General features: G+C 31.9%; 12 protein-coding genes. All 12 read left to right on the top strand.

Annotated elements, in window-relative coordinates; translation table 11 throughout:
• The 12 genes from IQI_RS05620 (at position 1) to IQI_RS20550 (ending at position 12,392) form a co-directional block, all read left to right on the top strand.
• The gene (locus IQI_RS05620) at positions 1–651 is read left to right on the top strand and encodes an acetyltransferase (protein ID WP_064091690.1); all 651 of its coding nucleotides are present in this window, start codon (positions 1–3) and stop codon (positions 649–651) included.
• A gap of 16 nt (positions 652–667) precedes the next feature.
• A complete protein-coding gene (locus tag IQI_RS05615) occupies positions 668–1,837 on the top strand; it encodes an aminotransferase class I/II-fold pyridoxal phosphate-dependent enzyme (RefSeq protein WP_064091689.1) in 1,170 nt (389 codons plus the stop codon).
• 23 nt (positions 1,838–1,860) lie between these two features.
• Positions 1,861–2,208 carry a helix-turn-helix domain-containing protein gene (locus IQI_RS05610; protein WP_064091688.1) on the top strand — a complete coding sequence of 116 codons (348 nt, stop codon included), beginning with the start codon at positions 1,861–1,863 and terminating at the stop codon, positions 2,206–2,208.
• A gap of 18 nt (positions 2,209–2,226) precedes the next feature.
• Complete coding sequence (locus IQI_RS05605; protein ID WP_064091687.1) at positions 2,227–3,381, top strand: glycosyltransferase family 1 protein; 1,155 nt, start codon at positions 2,227–2,229, stop codon at positions 3,379–3,381.
• A complete protein-coding gene (locus tag IQI_RS05600; RefSeq protein WP_064091686.1) occupies positions 3,353–4,546 on the top strand; it encodes a glycosyltransferase in 1,194 nt (397 codons plus the stop codon). The genes IQI_RS05605 and IQI_RS05600 overlap by 29 nt, the downstream gene beginning before the upstream one ends.
• 79 nt (positions 4,547–4,625) lie before the next feature.
• The gene (locus IQI_RS05595) at positions 4,626–5,600 is read left to right on the top strand and encodes a polysaccharide pyruvyl transferase family protein (RefSeq protein WP_064091685.1); all 975 of its coding nucleotides are present in this window, start codon (positions 4,626–4,628) and stop codon (positions 5,598–5,600) included.
• A gap of 33 nt (positions 5,601–5,633) precedes the next feature.
• Positions 5,634–6,902, top strand: a complete 1,269-nt coding sequence (locus IQI_RS05590; protein WP_064091684.1) for a hypothetical protein — start codon at positions 5,634–5,636, stop codon at positions 6,900–6,902.
• 20 nt (positions 6,903–6,922) lie between these two features.
• Positions 6,923–8,473: a lipopolysaccharide biosynthesis protein gene (locus IQI_RS05585; RefSeq protein ID WP_064091683.1), complete on the top strand. Its 1,551-nt coding sequence runs from the start codon at positions 6,923–6,925 to the stop codon at positions 8,471–8,473.
• Between the two features lie 132 nt (positions 8,474–8,605).
• Positions 8,606–9,661, top strand: coding sequence for a glycosyltransferase family 2 protein (locus IQI_RS05580; RefSeq protein WP_064091682.1), 1,056 nt, complete (start codon positions 8,606–8,608; stop codon positions 9,659–9,661).
• Positions 9,662–9,831: 170 nt separating this feature from the next.
• The gene (locus tag IQI_RS21305) at positions 9,832–10,269 is read left to right on the top strand and encodes a VanZ family protein (protein WP_064091681.1); all 438 of its coding nucleotides are present in this window, start codon (positions 9,832–9,834) and stop codon (positions 10,267–10,269) included.
• 57 nt (positions 10,270–10,326) lie between these two features.
• Complete coding sequence (locus tag IQI_RS05570) at positions 10,327–12,252, top strand: asparagine synthase-related protein (protein WP_064091680.1); 1,926 nt, start codon at positions 10,327–10,329, stop codon at positions 12,250–12,252.
• Between the two features lie 14 nt (positions 12,253–12,266).
• On the top strand, positions 12,267–12,392 hold the full coding sequence (locus IQI_RS20550) for a paeninodin family lasso peptide (RefSeq protein WP_156509846.1): 126 nt from the start codon (positions 12,267–12,269) through the stop codon (positions 12,390–12,392).
• Positions 12,393–12,435: the final 43 nt, after the last annotated feature.

The raw sequence follows: 12,435 nt of genomic DNA, 5'->3' as shown, positions 1-12,435 counted from the left end.
ATGAAAGTCATCGTAATAGGCAATGGTGGTCACAGCAAGGTCATACAAGAAATGATGACGATCACTGGGGAACATTCAATTTACGCTATTTTAGATGACAAATATAAAATAGAGCAAGAGATTCAAGGGATTATCTATGCTCCTATCGCCTCTATCTCGAACTTATTAGATTTAGACACCCGAGTTGTTGTAGCTATTGGTAACAACTCAATCAGGAAAAAAATCGTTAAAGAGTTAAACCTTCCGAACGAAGCTTTCCTAACCGTAATTGATTCCTCATCCACGATAAGTAGAACGGCATCAATTGGGAATGGGACGGTTGTTATGCCAAAAGCGATTATTAATGCAGATTCCATAATAGGTGACCATTGTATTATCAACACTGGAGCCATAGTGGAACATGAGAACACAGTTGAAAGCTATGCTCATATTTCACCCAATGCAACGTTAACAGGAAATGTAACGATAAGAGAAGGAGTTCATATAGGAGCTTCAGCAACAGTTATTCCAGGACTTGAAATCCAAGAGTGGTCAGTCATTGGAGCTGGATCAACGGTCATCCAACCGATCCCTTCCCATAGTAAGGCAGTAGGAAGTCCAGCCAGAATCATCAAAAAGGTTTTTGAAGTAGTGATGAAAGAGACTATGTAGAAAAGGTGGTTTTTAGATGAAGAACCAAAGAATCTACCTTTCCCTTCCACATATGAGTGGCAGGGAGCAAGAGTATATAAAAGAGGCATTTGATACAAACTGGATTGCACCGTTAGGACCTAACGTGGATGCCTTTGAAGAAGAATTAGCCTCATATGTTGGAGCCAGTGAAGCCGTTGCCCTTAACTCGGGAACGTCAGCGATTCACTTGGCTCTTTCTTTATTAGGAGTGACTAAAGGAGATACAGTATTTTGTTCTACTTTAACCTTTGTTGCAAGTGCTAATCCCATTCTATATCAAGGAGCAGAGCCGATTTTTATTGACTCTGACCGTGAATCCTGGAATATGTCACCACAGGCTCTTCAACGTGCTTTTCAAGATGCAGCATTACAAGGGAAACTTCCCAAAGCAGTCATAATCGTAAACCTTTACGGTCAAAGCGCAAAAATGGAAGAGCTTCTCACGCTATGTAACCAATACAATGTTCCAATCATTGAAGATGCCGCAGAGTCTCTTGGATCAACGTATAAAGGGAAAGCTAGCGGGACTTTTGGTAAATTCGGAATTTTCTCCTTTAATGGAAATAAAATCATTACAACATCAGGTGGGGGCATGCTTATATCAAATGATGTGGAATCACTAAAAAAAGCTCGATTTTTAGCTACTCAAGCAAGAGATCCAGCTCCTTATTATCAGCATAGTCAAGTAGGTCACAATTATCGCTTAAGTAATATATTGGCTGGTATTGGCAGAGCGCAATTAGAAGTAATTGAGGAGAGAGTAACGGCCAGAAGAGCCATTTTCGAACGTTATAAAAAGTCATTATCACATATTCCAGGAATCGAATTCATGCCTGAATTAGAAAATTCGACAAGCAACCGATGGCTGACGGCGTTAACGGTCAATCAGAACGAAACGGGAATTTCCTCTTTTAACTTAATTGAAGCATTAGACAAGGAAAACATTGAAGCACGTCCTGTCTGGAAACCTCTACATATGCAGCCTTTATTTAAGGATGCAGCTTATTACTCCCATGGAGAAAAAGAGGACGTGGCAAAAGAATTATTCCTAACAGGTGTTTGTTTACCGTCTGGATCAAGCCTAACAACAGAAGAACAGACAAGAGTGATTGAGAGCTTAAGAGAATCGTTAGAGGGTGTGTTAGTTACACAAGAAATTATATAAAGTTAAAAAATGGGGTTAATAGAATGATAGGGACTAATATAAGTGAAATTAGAAAAAGAAGAGGCCTGACACTGTCTGAATTAGCGCATCGTTCAAACGTATCGAAGTCCTATCTCAGTAATTTAGAACGGAACTTAAATCAAAATCCCTCAATTCAAGTGATTGGGAAAATCGCCACAGTTTTAGATGTAGACTTAAAAACTATTCTTCAAGCAGAAAATACTGAAGAGAATCATAATCTCCTCGAAGGAGAATGGATTGACTTTATTCATGATTTGAAAGAGTCGGGAATTGAAAAGGAACAATTAAAGGAATATAAGACGGTGATTGAGTTTATTAAGTGGCAGCAAGGTAAGGTGGAGGGAAAATAATGAGAGGAGGTTATATAAATGACCTCGATCCAGCCTAAAAGAATTCTTCATGTTGTTGGGGCAATGAATCGAGCAGGTACAGAAACGATGCTAATGAATTTATATAGAAATATAAACCATAAAGAAATTCAATTTGATTTTATCTCATACAATCAAGAAGAAGCTCACTATGATGAAGAGATTAAGAGCTTAGGTGGAAGAATCATTAAACTGTCTAACACACAATCAGTTAAAGAGCTTTATCTAGCTATTAAAAAATTTGGTCCTTATCAAGCGGTTCATGCTCATACTCTATTTCATTGTGGTATTGCTACCTTTGCTGCATGGTTAGCTGGAGTGAAAATAAGAGTCTCTCATGCCCATACAACATATGATAAAAGTGAAAAATTAATTAGAAAAATATATATAAAGCTCATGAGTTATATTATAAAAAGTTTTTCAACTCATCTGTTGGCTTGTAGTAAAGAAGCCGGTAGGTATTTATATGGGAAAAAAGGTGTTCTTCATTCTCATTATTCATATTTTCCGAATGTAATAGATTATTCGAAGTTCATTGACACACCTAATAGAAAAATTAATGAATTTAAAGTGGAAACAGGTCTAGGTAACTCAGTTGTTATTGGTCATATTGGTAGATTCATTGAAGCGAAAAATCATGACTTCTTAATTAATATCTTGAAGTGTATAGTCAAGAAAGACGCATCCATTAAGCTTTTACTTGTAGGGGACGGAGACTTAAAGGAACACATTGAAAAAAGAGTAGAAATCGAAGGAATAATTAACAACGTTCGACTTGTTGGAATTAGAGAAGATATAGAAACTGTGCTTCACAGTCTGGACGTCTTTGTTTTCCCTTCCATATATGAAGGTCTAGGGCTTGTACTATTAGAAGCACAAGCAACCGGAATTCCATGTGTTGTATCCGAAGCAATCCAGCCAGAAGCAGATTTGCAGCTCAATCTAGTATCCACCTTGTACTTGAAGGAAGGACCTAATAAATGGGCTGAAGAAATCTTAAATAAAGTGGGAAAAAGAGAGAAGAATTCTAAAAAAATAATTGAAAGCTTTGAACAGAGAGGATTTTCTCCTGAAGTAGGAAAAATGAAATTATTGAATATATATCAACTGAAAAGCGGGGAAGAATATGAAAAAAGTATTGATCGCTTCCTTTGATTTAGAAGTGGGAGGAGTAGAGAGAAGTCTTATTAGTATGCTTGAAAATTTTGATTATGTTAGGCATGATGTTGATCTTATGCTGTACAGTCATACGGGTGATTTCATGAATTTACTACCGAATAAACCTAATTTGCTCCCAGAGGTTGCTGAATATAAGACATTTAGGATGCCAATTAGTAAATTGCTCAAAGAAGGTAAACTTCCATTTGGTTTGACTAGATTACTAGCAAAATATAAAGCGAATTTTCAACACTCGTCTGAGAATGGCTACAAACAAATGCAGTATATGTGGAAGTATTCTGTACCCTTACTTCCTAAAATGAAAAAACAATATGATGTTGCTATTAGTTATTTATGGCCACATTACTTTGTAGCGAAAAAAGTAGAGGCTAAAACAAAGATAGCATGGATACATACTGATTTTTCAACAGTAGATACTGATGTAAAAGTAGATGTAGAAATGTGGAATGAATTCAACTACATTATTGCGGTTTCAGAGCAATGTAAAAAAACTTTTTTACTAAAATATCCTTCTTTAAGCGATAAAGTATTGGTGATTGAAAATATAACAGCTCCTGACGTTGTTAAAACCTTATCAGTTGCAGAAATTGATAATCCAATGGATAAAGATAATAGATTTAAGGTTATTTCAGTAGCAAGATTGTCTCATGCTAAAGGGATTGATATGGCCGTAAAAGCAATGAAAATCCTTAAGGATAAAGGATTTAATAACATTGTATGGTATATCGTCGGCTACGGTGGGGAGGAAAGTAATTTAAGAATATTGATAAAAGAGAACAACCTTGAAGATTCTTTTATATTATTAGGAAAAAAAGTAAACCCTTATCCATATATGAAGTCCGCAGACTTATATGTTCAACCCTCTCGATATGAAGGGAAGGCTGTAACAGTTGGAGAGGCACAGATATTAAATAAACCGGTATTAATTACTAATTATCCAACAGCTACAAGTCAAGTCGAAAACGGAATAAATGGAGTTATATGTAAATTAAGTAGTAGTGGTTTAGCTGACGGAATTGAAAATTTGTATAAAAATCATCAACTAAGGGAGGCATTAGAAAAGAATTGCAAACTAATAAACTACAACAATACTTTTGAACTTAACAAACTTTACGAATTAGTGTATGAGAAAAGGTATTAAGAGGTTAAATGGATTAGTAACATAACTAATTCATTAGTGAGTATTACATATTTATACAATGATCAGGAGGTTATTTTTAATGGAAAATGTTTTAGTTTTAGACACCTCAGTGGGATCACTTAACAAAGGTGATGACATAATTATGAAATGTGTAAGATACCATCTTGCAGAAATCACCAAGGATGCATATGTATTAACTTTACCAACGCATATTTCACCATTTCATTGGTATCAAGTAGTAAGAAATTCTCACAGAGTAAAAATATATAGTAATGCAAAGTACAAATTTGTAGGTGGTTCAAATCTACTAACAATGGATATGTTCACTCATTTTCCTCAATGGAATATTAATATATTTAATTATGGTCCATTAAAGGGAAGTATTTTGGTTGGAGTTGGAGCTGGAAAAGGAAATAAAGTAAATGCATATACTAAAATGTTATATAAAAAAGTTTTATCAAATAATATTATCCACAGTGTTAGAGATGAACGAACCAAAAATATTCTCGAGAGTATGGGCTTTAAGGCAATTAACACAGGTTGCGCCAGTTTGTGGAATTTAACACCCGAGTTTTGTGAAGCTATTCCAAAATACAAATCTAATTCAGTTGTTTTTACGCTTACTCATCATTCAAAAAATATTGTAAAAGATCAATTCCTAATTGATACCTTACAGAAGAACTATGAAAATATATATTTTTGGATTCAAGATGCAGATGACTTAAATTACTTGAAAACACTTAATAATACACAAAAAATAAATATTGTACCACCAACTATTGAGGATTATGAACAAGTACTTCAAATGAATATAGACTATGTTGGAACTAGACTTCATGGTGGTATATATGCAATGCGCCATAAAAAAAGATCCATAATTATCTCTATTGATGAAAGAGCATCAGGAATGAGTCTATCGTATAATCTTAACACAATAGAAAGGGAGGATTTGGAGAAGGACCTGGAGAAAATGATAAATTCTAATATTAAAACAGAAGTTAAAATATTGAGTGAAAATATTAAGGATTGGAAAGAGCAGTTTAAATTTAAATAAAAAGTCAAAAATTATTCCAATGAGGGTGAAATTATGAAGTTAATTAATCTTGATAAATTAGTCGTTACCAATAATAGAGTAGACTATTATTTTAGTGTTGAAGGTAAAATAAAAAAATATTTTAAAAAAAGCAAACATCTTTTTTTTGAATTTAATTATGATATATCTAAAACACCAACAAGTATTTTAACTATACCTTTTGTTGCAAATCTCGCTCCTCTTGCTTGGATAACGGATTCCATAATTAAGGTAAATGAAATAGATTATTCCTTTTATAAGTGCTTGGATAAAATAAAATTAGCTTATCAAAATATGTTTCCTGGTGTTAGTTTTAAGGGTTCAGTTAGTACGGACTATACTGAAAAGAATTCATTTGATCCAGAACACGAAGCTGCACAGATGTTTAGTGGAGGGTTAGACGCCCTTTCCACATTTATTAAGATAAAAGATGAAAAACCTTTTTTAATCACAGAATATGGATGGCATGAAGAACGAATACAGAAAAGTGAAGTGTGGGAGTCAGATAAAGATCATGTAATAAAATTTGCTAATATAAATGGCTTGAAAAATATTTTAATTGATTCTAATTATGGCTCCTTTTTAAACGTTCAAAATATTGATCACGATTTTTTAAAAAAGCTGGGTGATTCTTGGTGGCATGGTTTACATCACGGGTTAGCAATAATATCAGCCGCAATTCCTATTGCATATCTATTAAAAATTAAGCGTATTTATATCGCAGCTTCATTTTTTAAAGGTTATAAAACAAAGTGTGCTTCTGATCCTACAATTGACAATGAAATTAAATTTGCATCTGGAGAAGTATTTCATCATGGGTATGATATGAATAGGCAGGAAAAGGTTAAAGTTGTAGTAGACTATTATAGGAAAACAAGAAATCCAATTAGTACTCTAAGAGTATGCTTTAAGAATGAAGAAAACTGCTGTAAATGTGAAAAGTGTGTAAGAACAATTATTGGTATAGTAGCTGAAGGAGAAAACCCACAGGCATTCGGCTTTAATATTCCTCATAATCTATCAAATCACATTTTGAATTTTCTTGAAGTAAACATAAAGTTTTTTACTCCTTCCAAAATAATGCAATGGAACTTAGCAATAAAAAGAATGGAAGAAAATAGGGGGAACATTATTTATAAAGAATTATTAGAATGGATTTTGGACTATGACTTTTCAACTCAAAGAAAAAAGTCATTAATTAAATATAGAGTGACGAAATTTTTTCCAATAATTAAGAGAAGGTTGAGCACAAGATTTAATAGAATATTTGTAGAAAAAAGTTAAAATTAGAGGGTAATAAATAAATGAGAATTCAAAATTCTTTGAAAAATATTTTCTTTGGTTTAGGCGCCCAAATGTTAAGTGTTTCATTGGGGTTTGGTGTAAGAACTGTCTTTATTTATACTCTTGGAGTAGAGTATTTGGGTATAGAAGGTCTATTTACTAGTGTACTAATCATGCTTTCACTAGCAAACCTTGGTTTTGATAGTGCCATGATTTATAGTCTTTATAAGCCATTGGCTGAAAAAGATAATAATAAAATCCAAGCACTTATGGGTCTATATAAAAAAGCATATAGAATTATTGGTTTAATAGTTTTATTAATAGGTTTAACGTTATTACCATTTATAGAATATCTTATCAAAGGTGAAACAACAGTAGATCATATTCAAATAATTTATTTGTTATTTTTAGTCAATGCAGTATCATCTTATTATTTTGTTTATAAACAATCTATTATTATTGCAGACCAACAAAATCATATTATCTCAAGAATTCACAGCATTTTTATTCTTTTATCTAATACCTTACAAATCATACTCCTAATTACTACTTCGAATTATATTTTAGTACTAACTGGCCAAATTTTATTTAGGATATTAGAAAATATATATATTGGCCATAAGGCAAATCAGTTATATCCATTCTTAAAACAGAAAAGTGTTGTCACTTTATCTAATAAAGAAAAGAAAAGTTTTTATGAAAATTTATATTCTCTTATGCTTTATAAAATAAGTGGGGTTGTCATTAATGGTACAGATAATATTATTATTTCTGTATTTGTAGGTTTGTCAATTGTAGGAATATATTCAAACTACTTGCTAATATTATCAACGATTACAACTATTTTAAGTTTAATATTTTATTCAATAACTGCGAGTGTGGGTAATTTAGTTGTACAAGAAGATATTGATAAGAAGTATTTTATTTTTAGAGTAATAAACTTTTCTAATTTTTGGATATATGGTTTTTTTACTATCGTACTTTGGAACTTATTAAACCCATTAATATCAGTATGGATTGGAGACCAATTTGTATTTAACAAGTATATTTTACTAACAATAATATTGAATTTTTTTACAACGGGTATGCAAAATGCATCTACCACATTCCGGGAAACAACTGGTTTGTTTAAAAAAGGAAAATATCGACCAATTATTGCTGCAATAATTAATATTACAGTATCAATAATTCTTGCAAAAGAAATTGGTATTGCTGGAGTACTAATAGGAACAGTTGTAAGTAGACTTTCAACATATTTTTGGTATGACCCCTTCGTTATACATAAAATAGTATTTCGAAGAAAAGTAAAAGTATATTTTGGAAGATATATTTGGTATTCGATTATTGTATTAGGTTCTTGTATATTAACAGAAATTTTGTGTAACCTAATTAGATTTGGTTCTTTAATAGATCTATTTCTTAAAGGATTAATTTGTTTGGTTATACCGAATATAATATTTTTTCTGTTTTTCAGAAAATGCGAAGAATTTCAGTATCTAATGTATGTTATTAGTAAAATTCTTAATACATTAAATATAAAAAAATTTCATGAGAAAACTGTTAATTTATGAAAGAATATAAGTTTTTTTGAAGTTGTATTAAATAAATTTTTTACAGTAAAACATAAATTGTTTTCTAGTGTACAAGAATGAGTGGAAAAGCTATTAAGCGAAAAGAACGATTGTTTATAGAGGGAAGGTATTATGAAAAAAATTAGTGTTATTGTCCCCATATATAATGCAGAAAAAAAACTAAATCTTTGTATTAAATCGATTCTAAACCAATCTTTTAAGGATTTTGAATTAATTTTAGTAAATGATGGTTCTACGGATAATAGTTTAAGGATGTGTAAGAAATTCAAGTATAATGATCCAAGAGTAGTATTAATTGATGGGGTAAATGAAGGAAGCATTGCAGCAAGGAAAAAGGGGGTAGAAAAGGCCACCTCAGATTATGTAATGTTTGTTGACGCTGATGATTGGATAGAGAATGATACGATTGCTACATTATATAAAGAAGTTATTGAAAACTCTCTAGATATTGTAGTTTGTAATACTTACAAAGTTTTAGGGAAGGGAAGAATAATAAAACAAAAAAATTCAAGTGATTTTTTTCGTGAAGATAAAATATTTGAAGAGAGAGAAATAAAAAAAGACTTAGTAACTGCGTATTTCCATGGGCACCCTTTCCCAGCAAGCCTATATGCAAAATTATATAAAAAAGAATTTCTATTAAATAGTGGAAAGTATTTAAATCGTATTGAGTTCCTAGGAGATGATTTGTTTTTTAATTTAGAAATTTTCTTGAAAGCTTCGAGAGTAAAGATAATTAATAAGCCACTTTATTATTATCGTATGGGTGGTTTAACGAGTAAGTATATGTCAAGTTTATTTGAAGATATGGTAAATGGGTATGAGATACAGAAGGAAGTGATTAACAAATTTTACCCATACTCCAAACAAGAACATGAAAATGGAATTAGCATAATGTTGCTAAATACCTTTAAAACATGCTTATACAATTTATTTAATGGAAAACTTAAGAGTTTCGAGAAAAAAAAATTAATATATCACTATTGTTCAAACAAGAATGTTATCGAATGTCTTAATAATGACGGTGCATTGAGATATTTTCCACAAGAATATTTAAATTCAATAAGAAATAAGAACGTGAATGATCTTTATTCCCTAGGTGGAAAAATGTACTTTAAAAGGATACCGAAGAAAATACTTATTAATATCATGTCGAAAGTTGTATAAAATATTAACATAAGCTAAATAATACTTTTTTACCTGAGATAAAATTAATTAATCTATTGCGTTCTGTATAAAATTATAGTATTGTTCTTTATATAGCACAAAATAAGGACTTTAGACATAGGTGTCATTAAAGAGAATGAATCTTTTCATGATCAGGAGCTGATCTTTAGTTGAAGGACTTTCTAACTCGCTGGACCCGACTCACCCTGATTATTCTATACATGATTTTGATTTGGTACCAATCTAGCCATTTTAATCCAGAATCATTGTATGAATCCAGTTATAATCTGAATCCCAACTTTATACTTATAATCGGTATGCTTTTAGAACTATTACATATAGTGGAGTTTGGGATTCTGTATATACTATTAATGATTTTTTTTACCTCATTCGGGCCTATCAGTAGATTAAAAGAAACGATTTCGATCACCATATCTATTTTATATTCAGTTTCTGATGAAATTCACCAGTATTATGTACCCTTTCGATCCTTTGCAATAGGGGACTTAATAAAAAATATTATAGGAATTATCTTTATGTGGTTGTTATTTCGTGTTCTAAATAAGAAGAAATTAATGAAAACAGGTAGGAATTCGATATCAAAATAGACCATTAGAACGTCTTTGTTCTTTATTAAGAATTTAAATGTAGGGGAGGGAATCCTTTTGAGCGCAATTACTGGAATTTATCACCTAAATCAAGAGCCTGTACCATATGATCATATTAAAACAATGTTGAACTCTCTTCATCAGTTCCCGGTAGATGATGTTCAGGTATTACAAAGGGAAAATATTTTTTTGGGGTGTCATGCTCAGTGGATAACCCCTGAATCAATTGGAGAGAAGCTTCCCTATTATCATTACGAGCTTCAATTATCGATTACAGCTGATGCCATTATCGATAATAGGAGTGAATTATTCAACAAATTACAGGTTGAACATAGTAAAAGGAAAATGATTTCCGATAGTGAATTAATTTTACTTTCGTACAATAAATGGAAAGAGGAATGCCCTAAGCATTTAATTGGAGATTTCTCTTTTATAATCTGGGACGAAAGGGAAAGAAAACTTTTTGGAGCAAGAGATTTTTCAGGATCTCGTACTCTCTATTATTATAGCGATTCTACAAGGTTCGCTTTTTGTACATTAATGAAGCCCTTGCTTCAATTACCTTATATAAAAAATGAACTTAGTGAACAGTGGACAGCAGAGTTTTTGGCGATACCTTGGAATTATGAAACGGTGGATGTTGGAAGCACTGTTTATGAAAAACTAAAACAAATTCCCCCGTCCCATTCAATAACAGTAAGCAGAGGGACTGTAAAGCTGACAAGATATTCAACATTGATATCGAAAGGAGTACTGAAACTAGGATCTAATGAAGAGTATGAAGAAGCCTTCAAAGAAGTATTTCAAGAAGCAATCTCTTCAAGGCTACGTTCTAACTACCAAATAGGGGCTCATTTGAGTGGAGGATTAGATTCGGGATCTGTTGCATGCCTGGCTGCGAACTCTCTCAAAGAAGAAAAGAAGAAATTACATACATTCAGCTATGTTCCAGTAAAAGATTTCGTTGATTGGACACCAAAAAGTCGCGTAGCAAATGAGAGACCTCTCATTCAATCCACTGTACAGTTTAACGGTAATATAAAGGATCATTACTTTGATTTTGAAGAAAAAAGTCCTCTTAGCGAAATTGACGTTTGGTTAGATTCATTAGAAATGCCTTATAAATTCTTTGAGAATACCTATTGGCTCAAAGGGATGTTTGAAAAAGCACAAGAACAAGATATTAGAGTACTTTTAAATGGTCAAAGAGGAAATTGGACTGTTTCTTGGGGACCAGTAATTGATTATCAAGCTATGCTCTTAAAAAAAATAAAATGGCTCAGTTTATACAGAGAGATGTCAAAGTATAGTGAGAATCTGGGTGTGACCAAATCAAGAGTATTTTCTGTTGTAACAAAAAAAGCCCTTTCTAATAGCAGAAAGTCAAATAATACTGAACTATTTCCTTCGATGATTAATTCAGATTTCGCTATGAAAACAGGAGTATATGAAAAATTAAAACAGCATAAGGTTGATCTAACAGGTTCAATGACTGATTCGTATGCAATTAAAAAGCATCAATTTGAACAGCTCTTCCATTGGAATATAACAGGTACTTATAGTTCTAAATTATCGATTCAACATTCGGTATGGGATCGGGATCCTACAAACGATTTAAGAGTAATTAAATACTGTTTATCAGTTCCAGAGGAGCAATATGTTCAAAATGGATATGGTAGATCACTCATTAGAAGATCAACAAAAGAGGTTTTACCAGATGACATAAGACTTAATCAGCGTACTAGAGGAGTTCAAGGTGCAGATGGAATTCATAGGATGATTCCAATATGGGAGAGCTTTATTCAAGAGTTGGAGAAAATGAGTAATGACTCTTTAGTGGCTGATCTGTTAAATATACACGAAATAAAGAAATCGATACTAAAATATAAATATCAACCAAAACCTGAGCATGTATATGATTTAGATTTCAGAATATTAATGCGTAGTTTAATTTTTTATCGATTTATGAAAAGAGTTTCTTGAAAGGGGGTGAAAAAATGAGTAAAACTTGGCAGAAACCAGAATTAGAAATTCTTGATATTAATATGACTATGGCAGGAGCAGGAATTAAAACGCCTGATGCGGTACAGCCAGATACAGATGAAATGGTGCACTTAAGTTAATTTTTTTTTAGTTTATTGGTTACTAAGCCTCTATATTTTATTA

It is taken from the genome of Rossellomorea aquimaris TF-12 (assembly GCF_001648555.1).
Classification (GTDB): Bacteria; Bacillota; Bacilli; order Bacillales; family Bacillaceae_B; genus Rossellomorea; species Rossellomorea aquimaris.
Note: the sequence above shows the minus strand (reverse complement) of the source record. Positions and strands in the feature narration are given on the sequence as shown.